The organism is Sporomusa sp. GT1, from assembly GCF_014634905.1.
In the GTDB taxonomy this organism is placed as follows: Bacteria; Bacillota; Negativicutes; order Sporomusales; family Sporomusaceae; genus Sporomusa; species Sporomusa sphaeroides.
This window is the reverse complement of the sequence record NZ_BMBX01000007.1, coordinates 60874-79779: the sequence shown is the minus strand read 5'-3', so window position 1 is coordinate 79779 and position 18906 is coordinate 60874. Positions and strand designations below refer to the sequence as shown.

The 18906-nt window shown below is 47.2% G+C and carries 15 protein-coding genes and 1 riboswitch; of the genes, 11 read left to right on the top strand and 4 right to left on the bottom strand.

The window, feature by feature from the left end; all coding sequences use genetic code 11:
• The first annotated feature begins 91 nt into the window (after nucleotides 1–91).
• From dcuC to GT1_RS10580, 5 genes are all read left to right on the top strand, one after another.
• Nucleotides 92–1453: a C4-dicarboxylate transporter DcuC gene (gene dcuC / locus GT1_RS10600; RefSeq protein ID WP_188398676.1), complete on the top strand. Its 1362-nt coding sequence runs from the start codon at nucleotides 92–94 to the stop codon at nucleotides 1451–1453.
• Between the two features lie 228 nt (nucleotides 1454–1681).
• Complete coding sequence (locus GT1_RS10595; protein ID WP_075757749.1) at nucleotides 1682–2278, top strand: ECF transporter S component; 597 nt, start codon at nucleotides 1682–1684, stop codon at nucleotides 2276–2278.
• Between the two features lie 116 nt (nucleotides 2279–2394).
• The gene (locus GT1_RS10590) at nucleotides 2395–3813 is read left to right on the top strand and encodes an FMN-binding glutamate synthase family protein (RefSeq protein WP_223226171.1); all 1419 of its coding nucleotides are present in this window, start codon (nucleotides 2395–2397) and stop codon (nucleotides 3811–3813) included.
• Between the two features lie 395 nt (nucleotides 3814–4208).
• Entirely contained in the window at nucleotides 4209–5564 is a 1356-nt protein-coding gene (gene gdhA, locus GT1_RS10585; RefSeq protein WP_188398675.1) for an NADP-specific glutamate dehydrogenase, read from the top strand.
• Nucleotides 5565–5681: 117 nt separating this feature from the next.
• Complete coding sequence (locus tag GT1_RS10580) at nucleotides 5682–6158, top strand: GNAT family N-acetyltransferase (RefSeq protein WP_188398674.1); 477 nt, start codon at nucleotides 5682–5684, stop codon at nucleotides 6156–6158.
• Here GT1_RS10580 and GT1_RS10575 read toward each other — a convergent pair whose 3' ends face one another.
• Nucleotides 6159–6728, bottom strand: coding sequence for a xanthine phosphoribosyltransferase (locus GT1_RS10575; protein WP_075757753.1), 570 nt, complete (start codon nucleotides 6726–6728; stop codon nucleotides 6159–6161). It abuts the gene before it with no gap.
• A gap of 265 nt (nucleotides 6729–6993) precedes the next feature.
• Between GT1_RS10575 and GT1_RS10570 the strand changes: the two genes are divergently transcribed.
• Nucleotides 6994–7650 (top strand): HAD family hydrolase, encoded by a 657-nt coding sequence (locus GT1_RS10570; RefSeq protein WP_188398673.1) that lies wholly within the window; start codon nucleotides 6994–6996, stop codon nucleotides 7648–7650.
• 61 nt (nucleotides 7651–7711) lie between these two features.
• Nucleotides 7712–8428 (top strand): 3D domain-containing protein, encoded by a 717-nt coding sequence (locus tag GT1_RS10565; RefSeq protein ID WP_223226170.1) that lies wholly within the window; start codon nucleotides 7712–7714, stop codon nucleotides 8426–8428.
• 78 nt (nucleotides 8429–8506) lie between these two features.
• On the opposite strand, the gene GT1_RS10560 is transcribed toward GT1_RS10565, so the two are convergent.
• The 3 genes from GT1_RS10560 to GT1_RS10550 form a co-directional block, all read right to left on the bottom strand.
• The gene (locus GT1_RS10560) at nucleotides 8507–9364 is read right to left on the bottom strand and encodes a YitT family protein (protein WP_075757756.1); all 858 of its coding nucleotides are present in this window, start codon (nucleotides 9362–9364) and stop codon (nucleotides 8507–8509) included.
• A 296-nt stretch (nucleotides 9365–9660) separates the two neighbouring features.
• Complete coding sequence (locus tag GT1_RS10555; protein WP_188398672.1) at nucleotides 9661–10326, bottom strand: P-II family nitrogen regulator; 666 nt, start codon at nucleotides 10324–10326, stop codon at nucleotides 9661–9663.
• Nucleotides 10327–10360: 34 nt separating this feature from the next.
• A complete protein-coding gene (locus GT1_RS10550) occupies nucleotides 10361–12070 on the bottom strand; it encodes a DUF1538 domain-containing protein (protein WP_188398671.1) in 1710 nt (569 codons plus the stop codon).
• An 881-nt stretch (nucleotides 12071–12951) separates the two neighbouring features.
• On the opposite strand from GT1_RS10550, the gene GT1_RS10545 reads away from it, so the two are divergent.
• The 4 genes from GT1_RS10545 to GT1_RS10530 all read left to right on the top strand — a co-directional run bounded on the left by GT1_RS10545 (nucleotide 12952) and on the right by GT1_RS10530 (nucleotide 18895).
• Nucleotides 12952–14118, top strand: coding sequence for an ABC transporter substrate-binding protein (locus GT1_RS10545; RefSeq protein WP_075757759.1), 1167 nt, complete (start codon nucleotides 12952–12954; stop codon nucleotides 14116–14118).
• A gap of 159 nt (nucleotides 14119–14277) precedes the next feature.
• Nucleotides 14278–14464: riboswitch (cobalamin riboswitch) on the top strand.
• Between the two features lie 121 nt (nucleotides 14465–14585).
• On the top strand, nucleotides 14586–15632 hold the full coding sequence (gene cobT / locus GT1_RS10540) for a nicotinate-nucleotide--dimethylbenzimidazole phosphoribosyltransferase (RefSeq protein ID WP_188398670.1): 1047 nt from the start codon (nucleotides 14586–14588) through the stop codon (nucleotides 15630–15632).
• Nucleotides 15625–16683: a nicotinate-nucleotide--dimethylbenzimidazole phosphoribosyltransferase gene (locus tag GT1_RS10535; RefSeq protein ID WP_188398669.1), complete on the top strand. Its 1059-nt coding sequence runs from the start codon at nucleotides 15625–15627 to the stop codon at nucleotides 16681–16683. The genes cobT and GT1_RS10535 overlap by 8 nt, the downstream gene beginning before the upstream one ends.
• A 499-nt stretch (nucleotides 16684–17182) precedes the next feature.
• Nucleotides 17183–18895, top strand: a complete 1713-nt coding sequence (locus GT1_RS10530) for a ShlB/FhaC/HecB family hemolysin secretion/activation protein (RefSeq protein ID WP_188398668.1) — start codon at nucleotides 17183–17185, stop codon at nucleotides 18893–18895.
• The last annotated feature ends 11 nt before the right edge of the window (nucleotides 18896–18906 follow it).

Here is an 18906-nt window from a genome sequence, read left to right as displayed (position 1 = left end):
GCAGTGCGGAATTTGACTGACGAAAGGAGGAAAGGCTTTTTCGTGGCATGGCTGCTCTGAGTACTTTAAAAATATATAAGGAGGCAATTTTATGGGTATTGTGATTTCTTTACTCGTCACTTTTTGGGTTGGCTTTCTGATAGTCAAAAAATATAAGCCACAGCCTGTGCTGTTCATGGCCGGGCTAATTCTCATGTTTGCAGCCGTTGCGCTGGGGCTTGGCGAAATTTTGCCGGCAAAGAGCAGCACCGGCTCTGTTCTGTTTGATGCTTTCGAATTTATTAAGCAGACAATGAGTTCCCGGGCGGCCGGCCTCGGTCTTAATATTATGGCGGTTGGCGGTTTTGCCCGCTATATGGACCATATTGGCGCCAGTAAGGCGCTTGTTAAGTTGACAATCAGACCATTGCTGGCACTTCGCTCTCCCTATCTGGTTATGGCTGGTGCGTGGGTAGTTGGAATGTTTTTAGGCTTATGTATCAACAGTGCCTCCGGCTTGGCTATGTTGCTGATGGTTACCGTTTTTCCCGTACTTATCAGCCTTGGTGTCAGCCGCTTGTCGGCCACTGCTGTTATTGCGACCACACTTTGTCTGGACTGGAGCCCCAGTGATACCGGTACCATTCTGTCAGCCACCACGGCAGGACTTGATCCTGTCCTATACTGGACTAATTATCAGATTCCGATTGCCATCGCTGTAATACCGGTTGTGGCAGTACTTCACTATTTTGTGCAAAAATGGCTTGATAAGCGTGACGGACATGTTGTACAGGCAACAGAATTAGCGGCAACCGAAACAGCGGAAGATACCCCACCGATGATTTACGCCATACTGCCTGCCTTGCCGCTGGCCCTTATTCTGGTGTTTAGCAGTTTGTGGATCAGCTGGATTAAGATGGATATTATCAAAGCCATGTTTATTGGCGTAGCTATCGGCATGATTTTTGAATATATTCGCCACCGGGACGGCAAAAAAGTTTTTGCCGATGTACAATCTTTTTTTGACGGTCTTGGTATGCAAATGGCCAATGTTATTACCCTGATTGTAGCCGGTGAAACCTTTGCCAAAGGACTTATGACCATTGGAACCATTGACTCGATTATCGCTTCAGCCCAAGCTTCCGGTTTTGGTGCAGCAGGTATGATTCTTGTTATGGTAGGCATTATTGCCGTTGCCTCCGTTGTTATGGGCTCCGGTAATGCCCCTTTCTTTGCCTTTGCGGCCTTGACGCCGACCGTTGCCGCAAAGATGTCGGTGGCACCGGTTGTGATGCTGCTGCCGATGCATTTTGCCGCAAGTGCCGCCCGCGCAATCTCGCCGATTACTGCTGTTATCGTAGTTTCCTCAAGCATGGGCGGGGTATCGCCCTTTGATTTGGTGAAACGCACGGCTATTCCTATGCTGGGAGCTTTGCTGGTTATTATCGTTGCTAACTTTTGGCTTTTCTATTAGCGGGTTTGAAGTGCAACCGGCAAAAGCGGTTGAGAACTCGAAAAATTCCGGCTTTAATTATTGAGAAAAAAACCTATGCAAACTTATTTCAGTTGTGGTAACATGTAAGCGGAGCAAAACAATTCCGTCATGATAGCCGGTATTCCTGGAAACCGGACTGGCGGGCAAGTGAGCGCAAACAAAAAACGACTTATATCCCGGAGAGGAATAAGAACGGAGGTAATGAAAATGGAAAAGACGCAATCCCTGCGTTCGGCAGGCAAATTTGGTGTACGTCAGATTGCTATTATCGGCATGCTGGCGGCTATCTCGATCATGCTGGGTTTATCCGGTTTCGGCTTCATCCCGCTGCCTACGGCTAAGGCTACCATTATGCAAATCCCGGTCATTATCGGTGCTATTTTAGAAGGACCGCTGGTCGGCGCTATGATTGGCTTACTGTTTGGCCTGTTCAGCATTATTCAGAGTATAACCACACCGAATATTCTTTCCTTTGCTTTTATCAATCCTTTAGTGTCGGTGCTGCCCCGTGTGCTTATCGGTGTTACCGCGTATTATGCCTATAAGTGGACGCGGAGTGAGCGCGAGGGTGTGCGCATTGGTGTAGGGGCTGTGGTAGGCTCGCTCACCAACACCTTTGGTGTGCTGACCATGATATATGTGTTATATGCCGCTCAATTTGCTACCGCACGAGGCATTAGCCTGGAAGCGGCAGCCCAGGTGATTTACGGTATTGCCCTGGTTAATGGTGTCCCGGAGGCAATTATTGCCACGGCGATAACGGTACCCATTGTCCTGGCGATTAAAAAACGGCAGAAAAATTAATACCCGTTACAGCAAAGCCCCATAGCCTGTTAAATCAGGTTATGGGGCTTTTTAGCATGTACTCATGCTGCGAAAACTGTAATGCCGGTTTACATACGGGAAAATGGGCAGACTATTTGAGAGAAAACGGAGGTGATCCCATGCTGTTAAGCTGGATGATGATGAAACTGATGGACCCCATGGCTGACGAGGTTATGGCGAAAATGTTTACCGAGGATTATCCGGATAATCCGTTTCTGATGGTGACAGTGGCTGAAAAATTATCACCGCGTGCTATGATGGAGGCTGCTATGCGTGCCGAACTGGGTACGGAACTGACCCGTCCGTTAGGCAGTCCGCTGGTGCTGTCGCCATGGGACAAAGTACTGCTTAATCCCAAACAGCTGTTTCAATTACCCTATCCTGACTATAAGCAGGTTGCAACCAAGACCGTAATTGGTCCTGCTGCCAAGCGGCCGTTAGAGCTGGATATTCCCATTATGATTACCGGCATGTCTTATGGCGGCTCTTTGAGTCTGCCGATGAAACGGGCTTTAGCTCAAGGGGCGGCCCTGGCGGGAACGTCAACAAATACCGGAGAATCGGCAGTTACTGACGAAGAGCGGGAGGCCGCCAGATACCTGATCGGCCAGTATCACCGGGGAGGTCAGTTAAGCGGACAGGAACAACTAAGCCGGCTGGATGCTATTGAGATTCAATTAGGCCAGGGGGCCTGGGGCGGAGCTGTGGATGAGTCTATGGCTGCTGACAAAATTGGGCGGCATTTGCGGCAAGCCTGGCATTTGGAAGAAGGTCAGGGAAACACCGTCTATGCCCGTATGCCGGGCAAACAAACGCCACAAGACTATATTGCCATGGTAAATGAAATGAAAGCGCAATATGATGTACCGGTAGGAGTAAAGATTGCCGGAACCGATTACATCGAATACGAATTGGCCGTCATTGCCCAAACGCAGGCCGACTATATTGTTGTTGATGGTTCGGAAGGCGGTACGTCTGCCTCTAATCCCACCCTGCAAGACAATGTGGGCCTGCCGACCTTCCATACACTTGTGCGGACTGTGGATTGGCTGGAAGAAAATAACCTAAGGTCCCGGTTTAGTCTGATTGTTGCAGGCGGACTGACAACACCGGGACATTTTCTCAAAGCACTGGCGCTGGGGGCTGATGCCGTATATATCGGCACAATTGCCCTGATGGCAGCCCTGCAGGCTCAGGCGGCAAAAGCCCTGCCGCAGGCTCCGCCCACCCAATTGGCCATGTATACCGGGCAATTGGCTGATAAACTGAATGTTGAGCTGGCCGCCAACCATCTGGCGAATTTTCTCAGATCCTGCACTGCGGAAATGCAGCTTGCCGTCCAGGCTGTCGGTAAGCAAGCATTAGCAGCCCTGGATCGCAGTGACTTAGTAACAGTAGAAAGGGACTTGGCAGAGTTTGCCGGTATTCGCTATGCCGCCAGCCGCAGGCAGTATCGGCAGCCGGTTGCGGTAGAAGGCGTACAGTATCAACCGCAGGAACTGCAATTGCAGTAAACAATGGAACTGTTTTTCACAGGCTGCTGCCCGAATATTTTGTATTTTACAGAAAAATCATAAAAAATTGAATAATCATGCAAAGTTAAGACGCTATTATGCAAATAAAGCGTCTTTTAAAATTTTCCTTAAAAAAATCCACTTTGGGAAAAGTATACAAAAAACATTCATTTGTTTACTGGACGAAGAAGCAAAGTACGTGTATATTATACAATAGTTACATTTTTATGGATAAAAGCAAAAAGTTAAAGGAGGATGGTAAGACGATGATAATAACCAGGGGAAGTCCTGTATGAAAGAATTTGTCTGTTTTATGCAAGCAGGCTTGCTGCGAACAGTTAAAATCTAATACGCTTACAGAACATACATAGCGGGGGAAAAGAGGAGGATGCTACATGGCAATAAGTGCAAAACAGTACTGTGAAGAACTATATGAGCGGGTTGTAAAGAGAAACGCCTGTGAACCGGAGTTTCATCAGGCGGTAAAAGAGGTTCTGGAATCTTTGGAGCCGGTGCTGGAAAAACATCCGGAGTACATTACGATGGGAATTATTGAAAGTATTATTGAACCTGAACGGCAGATTGTATTTAGAGTTCCCTGGGTGGACGATTCCGGCCAGGTACAGGTTAACAGAGGCTTCAGAGTGCAGTATAATAGTGCGATCGGTCCATATAAAGGCGGCTTGCGCTTTCACCCTTCCGTATATCAGGGAATTATTAAGTTTTTGGGTTTTGAGCAAACCTTTAAAAATTCATTGACAGGCTTACCCATTGGCGGTGGCAAAGGTGGTTCCGACTTTGACCCCAAAGGGAAAAGCGATATGGAAATTATGCATTTCTGTCAAAGCTTCATGACCGAGCTTTACCGGCATATTGGTCAGGATGTCGATGTGCCTGCAGGCGATATCGGCGTTGGCGCGCGGGAGATCGGCTATATGTTTGGCCAGTATAAACGCATTGCCAACGCCTACGAAGCCGGCGTTTTAACCGGCAAAGGCCTGACATACGGGGGCAGCCTGGGAAGAAAACAGGCCACAGGCTACGGGCTTGTGTACTTTGTAAATGAAATGATGAAAGCAAAGGGCATGTCCATTGAGGGGAAAACCGTGCTTGTTTCCGGTTCTGGTAATGTGGCCATCTATGCTGTGGAAAAAATCGGCGAATATGGTGGCAAGGTTGTGGCGGTAAGTGATTCTAACGGCTATATTTATGACGCCAACGGCATTAATGTGGAAACCCTGAAGCAAATTAAAGAAGTGGAACGCAAACGGATTTATGAATATATAAAATACCATCCGACAGCTAAATATTATGAAGGCTGCTGCTCCGGTATCTGGACAATTCCGTGCGATATTGCGCTGCCCTGTGCAACCCAAAACGAAATTAACGAAGAGGATGCCAGGATACTTGTTAAAAATGGCTGCAAGGTCGTCGCCGAAGGGGCCAATATGCCAACCAATCTTGAGGGGACCAAGGTATTCCTGGACAATGGCGTTCTGTTTGGGCCGGCCAAGGCGGCAAACGCCGGCGGGGTTGCGACTTCGGCGCTGGAAATGTCACAAAACAGCATGAGACTCTCCTGGACTTTTGAGGAAGTTGATGCCAAGCTTAAAGATATTATGATTAATATTTATAAAAATGCCAGCAAGGCCGCAGCCGATTATGGCTTACAGGATAATTTGGTTGCCGGTGCCAATATTGCCGGATTTGTTAGAGTGGCGGAAGCCATGAAAGCCCATGGAGTAGTATAAAAGAGCAGTATTTTGCTACAATAAATAAAGGAAAATTGCTGCTGCATAACGAATCAGAGCCATAATTCCTCCTGTTAAGGGAGAGATTATGGCTCTTTATTTGTGGAGGGTAATAGTATGAGAAATGTTAAGATAGTGGATTTGACAGCAACAAAATATGAGGAAGCACTGGCGGTTTTTCGTCGCAGTGACTGGGATGAAACTAGCCTGATGTATGTAAAGGCCGAGATGAAGGCCTTTCTGAAAGGCGATATTGCAGGCTATGTACGGGCCCATTTTGTTGCCGCAATTGTGGATGACAGCATTATCGGCGTGGCTGCCTGGGCGCCGTCGATGTGCGCTTTTTCCGTGTATGAGTTATCCTGGGCGACCGTCCTGCCGGAATGGCGGCATCAGGGCGTTAATACCCTGATGCTGCAGGAACGTATTGAGAAAATCAAAGCCCATCATGGTGAGGGACGGTTTACTGTGCTTGTATATACCTGGGTCAATCCGATGTATGCCCGTGCCGGATTTGTACCGGTTACGGCCAACGGTGAGCGTTTTGTTGACAATAAGGGAAAATGCATGATGCTGGCCCAGTTTGCAGGGTGATTACAGAAAGTCGGCCTGGCCGTTGGTAAACGACTTTATCCGGGCCAGTGACTCAACGCGGTAGCCGGCGTCGGTTAATTTCTGCGCGCCGGGCTGAAATGATTTTTCAATGACAATACCGATGCCTACTACGTTAGCGCCGGCTTGTCTGACAATATTGGCCAGGCCGGCAGCGGCTTCGCCATTGGCTAAGAAGTCGTCAATGATCAGGACATTATCATCTTTTTGCAAAAACTGTTTTGATACCATGATGGTGTTGCTTTCCTGCTTGGTATAGGAATAGACTTTGGCGGTGTACACATCATCGCTTGCTACCTTGGGTTTTTTCTTGCGGGCAAAAATGACCGGCACCTTCAGCAGCAGACCGGTCATTACTGAAATGGCGATGCCGGAGGATTCGATGGTTAGTATCTTGTTGATGGCTTCGCCCTCAAACCGCCGGACAAATTCTTCGCCAATTTTCATCATGAGTTCCGGGTCGATTTGCTGGTTCAAAAAAGAATCAACTTTTAGTAACGAATTATCTAAAATCAGACCGTCGGTCTGAATTCTTCGTTTCAATAAATCCATAATAGCCTCCTATGTGTATGCGGACATTGTCAGTATTGTAGCAATCTGCTGCCAGGTTGTCAACAAATATGGAACAAAATTCGACATCTTTATCCGATGACTAACTCGCTCTAAGACTCCCACCTCTCCAGGTGGGAGTAAGAGCGACTAAGTCCCTGGATAAGGGCGACTTAGCTTCAGATGGGGTTAAAACCCACCTGAAGCTAAGTCTACTTTACCGGAGGCCTAAGTTTCGCACCAATTTGAGACAGGGAGTCGTTAGCATATGAGTTATCAAGTAATTTTATTTGATTTGGACGGAACACTTACCGATCCGAAAGTAGGTATTACCAAATCGGTGCAGTATGCACTGGCGAAATACGATATTCATGAACCTGACCTGGATAAGCTGACTGCGTTTATTGGCCCGCCGCTGGTAGAATCCTTCCAGGAGTTTTATTCACTAACTAACGAACAAGCCCATGCGGCAGTGGGGTATTACCGGGAATACTTTACCAAGGCAGGCATGTATGAAAATGCCGTTTATCCGGGAATTAAAGAACTGCTTGCCCGGCTGGCGGCTGTGGACAGGCAGCTTATTGTTGCCACCTCAAAACCGACGGTTTTCTCGGAACAGATTATGGCGCATTTTGGCCTGGACCGATTCTTTAGCTCCATTGTCGGCAGCAATCTGGATGGTTCCCGCATTCATAAGGCCGAGATTATTGACCATATATTAGCTTCCCTGCCGGGCTTTGACAGGCGGAATATCATCATGGTGGGCGATAGAAAACATGATATTCTTGGCGCTAAGCATAACCGGATTGATTCTGTTGCCGTTAGCTATGGCTATGGCGGACTTGCCGAACTGGAAGCGGCACAGCCTACTTATATTGTTTCCACAGTGTATGAATTGGAAAAATGTTTGTTAAAAACTGTTTAGCATGGAACCTGTCATTTGGCAAAAACTATAGGTAATCATTTGGACAAGGAGGCCAATCTGCATGAAACACAAACCGCATGGCAAATCGACAAAATCTTTGCGGCGCAGGTTCAAACGCATGGCCGCCGCTGCCGCAGTAGCCGGTGCTGCGTTTGTGACATCGGCATTCTTGCCAGGCATGCCCGCTACAGCTCACGCCTCAGCGGCTCCCGATGCAGCCACACGGCCTGATGCTGCTGTGCAGCAAACGGTGAAAACGCCTAAAGGACAGTTCAAAGTGCAAACAGATAGTAAAACCCCGTTGAAGAAAGCTGCCAGAATGCAGGCCAAAGCGGCAGCGGCAGAGCGCGCCCAACAAGCCCGGCAACAGGCTGTGGCGGAAAACGCGGCAGTGCCAAAGCAGGCTGTCAAGCAGGTTCAGGCTGCGCCGGCGGCTGCGAAACCGGCAGCCAATGCTCCTGACAATTTTCAGGATGTTTTGCATGTCAGAGCCACTGCCTATGCACCCGGTCCCCATGATAACGGACAGTGGGGCGATAAAACGTATATAGGCACAACTGTCCGCCCGGGCATTATTGCCGTAGACCCTAATATTATCCCGCTGGGCTCACGCGTATATCTGGAATATCCTGACGGCACCGGCCATTATGCGGTGGCGGAAGATACCGGCGGGGCCATCAAAGGCAACCGGATTGATATTGCCATGAGTTCGGTAGCAAAGGCCTATGATTTTGGCATTAAGAATGTTAAGGTGTATGTTGTCGGACAAAAGGCATAAAACCTGGCAGATTACCGGAGAAAAAACTGCAACCGGACAATTGACAACAATTATCCGGTTGCAGCTTTTTCCCCTCAATTAATGGATGGATTTCTTTTTTAAGTTACCACCCATCACATCATGCACTTCGCTGATGGTAACAAACGCGCTTTCGTCTTTTTCTTCCACTATTGTTTTGAGTTTGGCGATTTCCAGCCTGGTTATAACCGAATAAAGCACTTTTTTGGGAGAGCCTGTATAGGCCCCTTCGCCTTGGAGAATGGTCACTCCCCGGCCCAGCCGGGCCATGAGTGCGGCGGCAATTTCGGTATGGTTGTCTGAGATGATGAACACGCCTTTAGACTCATCCAGGCCCTGAATGGTCAGGTCAATTACCTTAAAGATGACAAAGTAGGTGACCAGCGAGTACATGGCTTTATCCCAGGTAAAGACAAGACCGGCACTGCCCAGGATAAACAGGTTGATAAACATGACCACTTCGCCTACGGAAAAGGCGGTTTTTTTGTCTAAAATAATGGCGACAATCTCAGTGCCGTCTAATGAGCCGCCGTTTCTAATGATGATTCCCACACCTAAGCCCACAATGATGCCGCCAAAGATGGCGGCTAAGAATAAGTCGTCAGTTAACTCCGGAATGGGGTGGAAGACGGAAACCCAGTAGGATAAAGAACAAATCGAGAAAATCGTGGAAAAGGCAAAAGTTTTTCCTATCTGGACATACCCTAAGTACAGGAAGGGCAGGTTGAACAAAACCAGATATGCGCTTAGTGACAGGGAGGTGAGATGGCTGGCCATTATTGACAGCCCGACAACCCCGCCATCAATGATTTGATTTGGCACTAAGAATATTTCCAATCCTATTGCCGTTAAAATAGAGCCAAAAAATAATGACAGGTATTTTTTCGCAGCTAGTATTTTGGGATTCCTGCCTGGCAAACTAAAACCTCCTTGAATAATAGGAATAGTGCCATGATAACAGATACTGACAACTTGTCCATGTGCAATTTTACCAAGTACAATATTTTCCAGAAATATAATAAATTAGTAAAAAATGTATACTGGGCTAAAAATATTGTAACAATGTTTTTGCAGAAGTGTCAACATATTAGAATAAAATTCGTTGTTTTTTTACAAAAAAATTGCGTTATAAGGCTGAAAGCACACAAAAAAGCTGTAACCGGCAAAGGATGAATATATACCGGTTACAGCTTTGGCGTTGTAGTTGAAAATGACTAGTTAGGAGTAGGGGCGTTTCTCTGGGGAAGTCCGGCAACGCCGTTGACGGGAAGGGAAAAGGTTATAGTTTTCGCCTCGGTTTGCAGACCTGCATTTTGTGTAATTGCGGTCATGATGTCCTGGCGCTTCTGCGTTTCTGTCAGAATGAACAGCATATCTTTTTCGTGCTGGATGGATATGCCGAAGAATTTCTCAGCCTTTTGCAGCCCAACACCTCTTGTGTGTAAAATAGTACCACCGGTTGCTCCTGCGGCTTTCGCAGCATCCATGACCTCATGAGCATAACCCTGGTTGGTGACAGCAATAATTAAATCATAATTATGTGGAATCTCCATAGCTATCCCTCCTTGATTTTGGGGAGCATCCTGTGTTTGTATCTTCGATGCGGCGTCTACAATACTGTTTATCGTGATGCAGAATGCAATGCCTTTGCCAGGCTTGCCAAGGTGTGTTTCCTCATTAAGATTTTTTAAGATAGTTCGTGATAGTTCGAATGGCATTGGGCAAAACAAAACATCTTTTTCTGTTTCACCGAGGCCCAAATAGGAGAGAAACTTTTTATCTGCGGTTCCTTTTCCCAGAGCCAGCAAGTCAAATTTTATGCCAGCATCAGCAAAAAGCTCTGACATTTTTTGGCCTTTGCCTCTGTTTACAATCGCCACTACAAACACCAGTGATAGAGTTTGCGGCATGTTTTTATTTCTCCTTTCGAGCCGTCAGGTTATTTTCTTGCTCGCATTCCGTGAGGTTTGCATCTTTTTGGTCCTCTGTCAACTCTATTATATTATCATGTGTTGTATGCAAATCCAAGTCATTCTTATTATTTAGAGCAGAGGAATTTTCATCACCTTCGGCATAGGGCAATGGGGCGGTGGCACTATCGCTGCCGTCAGGTTCATCAAACGAAGTTGCGAATAGCAAATCGGTATGCAGATTTTCCTCCAGGTTTTTGTTGTGCATAAGCTTCATGTTGTAAATAACCCCAACGACCTGTATGGTTATCAATGGCATCATTGCCACCATGGCAATAATGCCAAAGGCATCTGTCATGACATTGCCGCCGACAGCTTCGCAGATACCCACGGCAAAGGGGAGCAAAAACGCCGCAGTCATGGTGCCGGCCGCAACCCCGCCGGAGTCAAAAGCAATGGCTGTAAATATTTTTGGTGTAAAAAAGGTTAACCCCAAAGCCAGCAAATATCCGGGAAGTAAGAAGTACCAAATGCTGATTTCGGTTAAAATTCGTACCACCGATAATATCAAAGCAGCACTTGTTCCTAAAGACAAGCCTGTCATCATCATTTTTTTGGAGATGGAGCCGCTGGTTATATCCTCAACCTGTTTGTTGAGTACATGAACGGCAGGTTCGGCGTAAACGACAAAGAAGCCGATGATTGCGCTCAGAGGAATCAGAATCCAATTATAAGGAAGGGTGGCAAGTTCTTTGCCGATATAAGTGCCTGCAGGCATAAAACCGATATTGACGCCAGTCAGGAAGATGGAGAGCCCGATCAAGGTGTAGACAATACCGATCAATATTCGTATTAATTTTGTTTTTGACAATTTCAAGCGAATGAACTGGAAAAGTATAAAAATAACCACAATGGGCAGAAGGATGGTTAAGACTTCCTCAAATAAGAGGACAAAGCCATGACGATAGGAATCTAATAATTCGCCAAGATTATTTACGCTGGCATTTGGTTCAAAGGCGAACCCGGAACCTGAGGCATCAAAAAACATACCCATAACTAAAACCGCTAAAACAGGACCGATGGAACATAACGAGCAAAGGCCGAAACTATCTTCTTCCGAACTTTTACCGCCTCTTACTGCGGAAATACCGGCGCCCAGGGCAAGAATAAACGGTACTGTGATCGGCCCGGTGGTTACGCCGCCGGAATCAAAGCCGACAGCCAGAAAATCGGGTGCCGTCAGTGCGGCGACAATGAACAATATCACATACGATACAATAAACATATAGGACAGTGAAAACTGGAATAGAATGCGCAGTAGTGCTAACACGAGAAACACACCTACGCCAAAAGCCACCGAACTTACCAGAACCATATCAGGCACCGCCGGTACCTGTTTGGTTAGTACCTGCAAATCCGGCTCGGCTATGGTGACAACCACACCCAGAATAAACGCGGAGCCGACGATCAGCCAGATGTTTTTTGATTTGGTTAATTCTGCGCCGATGGCTTCCCCGATAGGCATCATGGCAATGTCGGCGCCCATGGTAAAAATGCTCATGCCGATAATGAGCAGGAGGGTGCCTGTAAGAAACAGCATCAAAGACCAAAACGGCAGAGGAGATATCGTAAAATGCAAAGCAAGTACAATGGCACTGACTGGCAAGACCGATTGCGCAGCCTCTTTCAATTTTTCTAATAAGTCTGTCGTCATTAACAACTTCCTTTCCTGTTTCAACCATTTATGTGCATATCGTGATTGTGTGTTGTAAAACCCAGCCTTTAGGTAATTTACTCAATAAAATATGCATAAATTCATACAAAATATAATCCGCTCCCTTGATTAGGTAAAATCTTCGCCAACTAAAGCTACTATCCCACTAGGGCACTGACCGCATGTTTTTCCTATAGCTTCCGGCAATAGCAATGGATAAATTTCTGCCCGGCAAACTAACAACCTCCTTTAACTATAAAGTGGTATGTTTATAATAACACGGATTGGTAAAATGAGTAAAGAAGTCTCTTGGCCAAATTTACTACGTACTAGGTGGGTTATTTCACGAAAAAGATAAGCGAATTTTCGGTAAAGGGTAATAGGGGAGGACGAATAAGGGGTGTGTATTTGCAGGAAGTACAAATGGTGAAAAAAATAAAGATAATTAGTAATTGTGATGGTTGGTTATCTTGAAAAAGCCTGGGTAATGTAATATAATGTAGAACTAGAAGAAACAGGATTAAAAAAATACTATAAAAGTATATAGACAGTATACTTTTTGCCTGATTTTTCAAAAAACCAGGCAGTCTAATTTTTTCTGGTTAAGGGAGACTTAGCTTCGGATGGGCTGAAAACCCCCATCTGAAGCTAAGTTTACTTTATCCGATGACTAACTCGCTCTAAGACTCCCACCTCTCCAGGTGGGAGTAAGAGCGACTAAGTCCCCGGATAAGGGCGAACTAACCTTCAGATGGGGTTAAAACCCCACCTGAAGCTAAGTCTGCTTTATAAAAAATCGTTGCTTTTATTAGCCGGCCAAGTGCGAGCCTGGCAAAAAGCAAGCGGTTTATGGGTCAAAAAAAGGGAGGAGAAATTGGGTAATGCGTAAAACAAGTGTAAAATTAGTAGCCGTACTAACTGTTGTGCTGTTAATGGCAGGAGTTATGGCAGGCTGCGGCGGGACCGCTTCCAATGACATCAAAATTGGTGTTCTAAATGAAATGACTGGCGGTAACGCAACCATGGGTACTTCTTCTGCTAATGGTGCCAGAATGGCTATTAAAGAAGCCAATGCCAAAGGCGGAGTGCTTGGCAAACAAATAACCGCCGTTGTTGCCGATAATAAGAGTGAACCTTCTGAAGCCGCCAACGCTATGACCAAACTGGCAACTCAGGACAAGGTAGTCGCCATCACAGGTATGTTTGCCAGTTCGAACGCCATTGCTGCCTCCAGTGTAGCTGAAGCAACCAAAGTTCCGCTTTTAGCAGTAGGGGCAACCAATCCGAAAGTAACTGTGGATGAAAAAACCAATAAGGTAAAAGACTATACTTTCCGCGTCTGCTTTATTGATCCGTTCCAGGGGACGGTAGGAGCTAATTTTGTCCTCAATAGCTTAAACCTTAAAAAAGCCGCTATCTTAGTGGATAATAGCAGTGATTACAGCAAAGGACTGTCCACCTTCTTTGAAGAGGCCTTTACTAAAGGCGGCGGCGTGGTTTTGTCCAAAGAAGCCTATTTGCAAAAGGACCAGGATTTCAAGACTATTTTAACCAAAATAAAAGCCCTTAATCCTGAAGTGCTGTATGTGCCCGGATATTATGAGGAAGTAGGCAAAATTGTAAAACAAGCGCGCGAATTGGGCATTACTGTTCCCATTATCGGCGGTGATGGCTGGGATTCGCCTAAACTAATAGAAATTGGCACAGCCGCCGCGTTAAATAACACCTACTTTACCAACCACTACTCGGTGGATAACACCAGTCCCACCTCACAAGCTTTTGTTGAAGCTTACAAAAAAGAGTATGGATTAGTGCCGGATGCATTGGCTGTTTTGGGTTATGATGCCGCCAATCTGCTGATTGACGCCATCAAACGCGCTAACAGTGTGGAGCCGGCTAAGATCCGTGAGGCGCTTGCCGCCACCAAAGATTTTGCTGCTATCACTGGTGCGACGACCTTAAATGCCACCCATGATGCAGAGAAAAATGCCGTTATTATTGAAATGAAAGATGGCAAGCAAGTCTTTAAAGACACCATTAAGCCGTAGCCAGGTTCTGCGGATAATCATGCTTTCAGAAAACAGGCCGGGAATATTCCCGGCCTGTTCATATTGACGGTATTTACAGGACTCTGTTATAATTAAGGAAATTTTGCATAATACGGTTAAGGTGCCGCCGGCTAGTATCTTGTGTCACTTAAAATTTGAGATTAGATGGTGACACAAGGTACTACTACCGGGGGAGAATAGGGAAGTCTGAGTATGGCCACACCATACATAAGCGCGGGCCCGCCACTGTACCGGAGGAGAGCTTACACAGGCCACTCGTCAAGGGGAAGGCGTAAGTATTGATGAACCGGGAGCCAGGAGACCTGCCTTACACCGTTTTACATCCTTCATGGAAAAGAAGGCTTTTTTGGGATTGCCCAAAAGAGCCTTTTATTTTTGCCCCCTGTTTTTTGCCTAAGGTTTGGCGCAAGCCGTGTTTTCTTTACTTAACATAATTGGAGGTTGCTATGAGTTTACTGCAAGATACCTTAGTGAAAATTACTGCCCCGGATACTGTGATTATGCAGCAGGTACAGGATAAGCTGGATAGTCTGATCAAGCCGGCAGGCAGCCTTGGCCGGTTGGGAGACATGGTCAGACAGTATGCAGGCATCACCGGTGAGACCGAGCCGCGCCTGCCCCGCAGCTGCATGGTGGTAACATCTGCAGATCATGGAGTTGCCCGGCAGGGTATCAGTGCCTATCCGGTGGAAACTACTATGCATATGACAGCCAATTATCTTATCGCCAAAGGGGGCAGTGCCAACGCTTTTGCCAATTTCAGCGGTTCTGACCTGGTGGTGGTGGATGTTGGGGTGGCAGGTGACTTATCCTATGTTCCCGGACTGTGGCACCGGAAGATTGCTTATGGAACTCAGGATTTTACACAAGGGCCGGCCATGAGCCGGGAGCAGGCTGTACAGGCAATCGAAACCGGGATTGAGATTGTCAACAGTAAGGTGAGTGAAGGCTACAATTGTTTTAGCCTGGGGGAAATGGGCATTGGCAATACGACGGCCAGTGCTGCCATTGTCGGTGCGTTTACCGGCCTGGAGCCGGACAAGATTACCGGGCGGGGGACCGGCATATCGGACAGCCGCATGCAGGTAAAACTTGCCATTGTCCGCCAGGCGTTGGCGGTTAATAAACCGGATGCCAAAGACGGGCTTGATGTATTGGCCAAGGTTGGCGGGTTTGAGATCGGAGCCCTTGCCGGGGTTGTTCTTGGTGCTGCCGCTAATCGCTGTGCTGTCATAATTGACGGCCTTAATACCACGGCGGCGGCTTTGATTGCCCATGCCATCCAGCCTGTAAGCAAAGAATACCTGTTTGCGTCCCATTTATCCGGTGAACCGGCCCATATCATTGCCTTGCGCTGTCTGGGGCGGGAAGCGTTTGTCGACATGGGGGTCCGGCTGGGAGAAGGCATCGGCGCTTCAGTCGCCATCGACATGTTGAAGGCAGCCGTTACCTTGCTTGATAACAGTAACCGGGGAGGGCAGACTCATGTTTAACGATATTCTGGCAACCATCAAACCCTTGGATGAGCAGGCGATGGAGCGCTGTCAACTGCGATTGGATAACCTCACCAAGCCGCTTAACAGTTTACATTCTTTTGAACATATCGCCCGGCAGCTGGCTGGGGTTACAGGCCATCCCCGTCCCCGCAATCTGGAAAAAAGCATTATCATTATGGCTGCCGACAGCGAAGCCGCCCTGGCAGCCAGAGGCAGATATGAGCAGACACCAACCGTCCAAAAGATTAGTAATTTTTGCCAGGGCCGGTCTGTGATTAACAGCTTTGCCGAACATGCGCAGGCCAAGCTGGTCCTGGTGGATATCGGCGTTGCCGCCGAGCTGCCGCCATACGCGCAAGTCCGGCATGAAAAAATTGCTTATGGTACGGCAAATATGCTGCAAGGTCCGGCATTAACCAGAACGCAAACAATACAGGCCATCAAGGTGGGAATCCAAACGGCTTCAGAGGCCATCGCCAGCGGTGTGCAGGTAATCGGACTGGGTGAAATGGGCATAGCCGGCACAATTTCCGGTTTGGCGGTTGCCTCCTGCTATAGTGAACAGCCGCTGGAAAACCTCACCGGCCGTGAGCGGGTGATTATCCGGCGGTCCTGGGTGGTAAATGAGCCTGATAAACAGGATCCTCTGGATGTATTGACAAAAGTAGGCAGTTTGTCAATGGCAGGCCTGGTGGGAGTAATTATTGGGGCGGCTGCCGGGCGGGCCGCCGTAGTGCTGGATGGCCTTGTCACCAGTGCAGCCGCCCTGCTTGCCGTACAAATGGCGCCGGCGGTGAAAGCCTATCTGATTGGTTCGCATTTTGCCGCCGAGCCGGGACATAGGGAAGTTCTCGGTTTGCTGGGACTTCCGGCCTATCTGAAGCTGGACATGAACCTAGGTGAAGGGACAGGCGCCGCATTAGGAATGTCGCTTATTACCGCTTCGCTCCATGTAATCAATGATATGAAAACCTTCGGCGAAGCCGAAGTGGCCGTGGCGCAGGACGGACCGGGCGCTTTGAAACAAAACAAGGCAGTCAGAGATTAAGTGTAATTTTCAGAGGACAACAGACAAGAGCTGTTGTCCTTTTTATGCATTTTATCCGATGACTAACCTTCAGATGGGGCTAAAACCCCACTTGAAGCTAAGTCGACTTTATCAGTAACCGGTGCAGATGTATGTAAATCAAAATGGTTTGTAATTTTTTGTATTATCTCAAAATTAAGTGAATGGGAAATATAAATTTTTTTTATTTATAAAAAAATAACGACATATCTCAACATGAATCTCATTATTTTTCGCTGAAATAAGAACCTGATATGACAAAATATCCAACCATGTGATAGAGTTCTCTAAAATTCTATGCAGAGCAAACTTTATGTCGAAGAACCAGGACTAAAGTCCTGAAGGAAATTTTACATAAAAGGTAAATTATGGTGGATATGTCTTTAGCAATACAAGCTTACCGGCAGAAAGTGCCGGCGGCCAATTCAACGTTCGAAAATAGGAAGATAATGATTATTTTAGTAAAAGTATGAGGTATTTTATGAAGCTACAAAAAATAAGCAAAGCAATCATTTTTTGCACTATCTTAGGGATAAGCGGCAATGTGTCGGCCACACCGGACACGAATGAGATATTGCAGCAGCAAGAAAGCATCATTCAGCAAAAAGAACAGGAGCTTGGCGCAAAACGCGCGGAAGCGGAAATGGCAAGGCAAAGCAGGCAGCAGATGACAACTTTGCATAAGCAAACAAACAATCTTGCTGTCTTTACTTTGCCGGAAGAGCAAAACAGTTTTAAAATAGAGCACTTTTATTTAAAAGCAGACCGGTTTGCCCATAAATTTGGCTGGATCGACGAGTACCTTCAGCAATTCGCCGGTCAGAAAATTGGTGTACAAGGCATTAATATGCTGATGAACAAAATCAATACCGAGATCGTTGACCGCGGGTATGTAACAACCAGAGTGTATGTGGAAGAACAGGACCTGTCACAGGGCAGGCTGTTTTTTACGCTGGCACCAGGAACAATCGCCGACATCCGCTTTGCCGAGCCCGGCACCTGGGGAACCTACGGCAACGCTTTACCCATGGGCAAAGGCAGCCTGCTCAATATCAGGGATATTGAGCAGGGAGTGGATCAAATGAAGTACATTCCTTCCCAGGATGTGGATATCAAAATCGAACCGGCACAGGAAATGGGAAAAAGCAACCTGGTCATTCATGTCCAAAGGAGTAAACCATGGTCGCTGGTCTTGACGCTGGATGATTCCGGCACCAGAGAAACCGGCAAAATGCAAATGTCGGCGGCGTTGGAGCTGGATCAGCTGCTTTCCGCCAATGATCTATTCTATATTTCCTGGAATAGTGATGCCGAGCAAGCCGGAGAACGAAAAGGCACACGGGCAAACAGCCTCTTTTACTCCATCCCTTTCGGCAATGACCGTGTTTCCTACAGCCACTCCCATAACGAATACCGTCAAACAGTTACCAATGCTGTACTTCCCTTTGTCTCTTCCGGGGAATTTACCAGTGACCAGCTGAGTATCAGCCATTTATTACAGCGAAACCAAACCAGCAAAACCGATTTAGAGTTGGCTATCCTTCATAAAAAGCGCCGCAGCTATATTAACGGTACGGAAATAGAAGTGCAGCGGCAGGATACTACCGCCATACAAACAGGGGTGTCCCACCGGCAATATATCGGCAAAAGCGTTTTAGACACATCCGTGAAATGGCAAAAGGGCGTACCTTGGTTTAAGGCGGTGCCGGGACCGACTGATAGCCTGGCAGGTGAGGCTACAACGCAGTACAACATGTTTCTGTGGGGTCTTAGCATTACCGCGCCTGTTGATTATGGAAAATTTACCGGGCAGTACAATTTGAGCATTCGCGGCCAGGCGACCGGCGACCGCATTTACGGTTCCGAATTTCTCAGTATTGGCGGACGCTACAGTGTCAGAGGCTTTGACGGGGAACAAACCTTATCTGCTGAAAACGGTATCGTCATCAGAAATGAACTTCGTTTTCCGCTTGCGCCCAGTCATCAATTGTATACAGCTGTTGACTATGGCAAAGTGAGCGGTCCGGCAACCGAATACCTGTCAGGCACTGAACTGGTAGGCGGCGCCATCGGCTTCCGGGGCAAAGTCAGTGCCCTTCAATATGACGTATCGGTAGGCCGGCCGCTTAAAAAACCAAAAGGTTTTACCACTGCGAAGCAGGTTTATGGCTTCCAGTTAGTAACACAGCTTTAAAATACAAATAA

Bases quoted from the DNA above. Each gene is read 5' to 3' on its own strand.
- dcuC (WP_188398676.1), top strand. From the start codon at position 92: ATGGGTATTGTGATTTCTTTACTCGTCACTTTTTGGGTTGGCTTTCTG.
- GT1_RS10595 (WP_075757749.1), top strand. From the start codon at position 1,682: ATGGAAAAGACGCAATCCCTGCGTTCGGCAGGCAAATTTGGTGTACGT.
- gdhA (WP_188398675.1), top strand. From the start codon at position 4,209: ATGGCAATAAGTGCAAAACAGTACTGTGAAGAACTATATGAGCGGGTT.
- GT1_RS10580 (WP_188398674.1), top strand. From the start codon at position 5,682: ATGAGAAATGTTAAGATAGTGGATTTGACAGCAACAAAATATGAGGAA.
- GT1_RS10575 (WP_075757753.1), bottom strand. From the start codon at position 6,728: ATGGATTTATTGAAACGAAGAATTCAGACCGACGGTCTGATTTTAGAT.
- GT1_RS10570 (WP_188398673.1), top strand. From the start codon at position 6,994: ATGAGTTATCAAGTAATTTTATTTGATTTGGACGGAACACTTACCGAT.
- GT1_RS10565 (WP_223226170.1), top strand. From the start codon at position 7,712: ATGAAACACAAACCGCATGGCAAATCGACAAAATCTTTGCGGCGCAGG.
- GT1_RS10550 (WP_188398671.1), bottom strand. From the start codon at position 12,070: ATGACGACAGACTTATTAGAAAAATTGAAAGAGGCTGCGCAATCGGTC.
- GT1_RS10545 (WP_075757759.1), top strand. From the start codon at position 12,952: ATGCGTAAAACAAGTGTAAAATTAGTAGCCGTACTAACTGTTGTGCTG.
- cobT (WP_188398670.1), top strand. From the start codon at position 14,586: ATGAGTTTACTGCAAGATACCTTAGTGAAAATTACTGCCCCGGATACT.
- GT1_RS10535 (WP_188398669.1), top strand. From the start codon at position 15,625: ATGTTTAACGATATTCTGGCAACCATCAAACCCTTGGATGAGCAGGCG.
- GT1_RS10530 (WP_188398668.1), top strand. From the start codon at position 17,183: ATGAAGCTACAAAAAATAAGCAAAGCAATCATTTTTTGCACTATCTTA.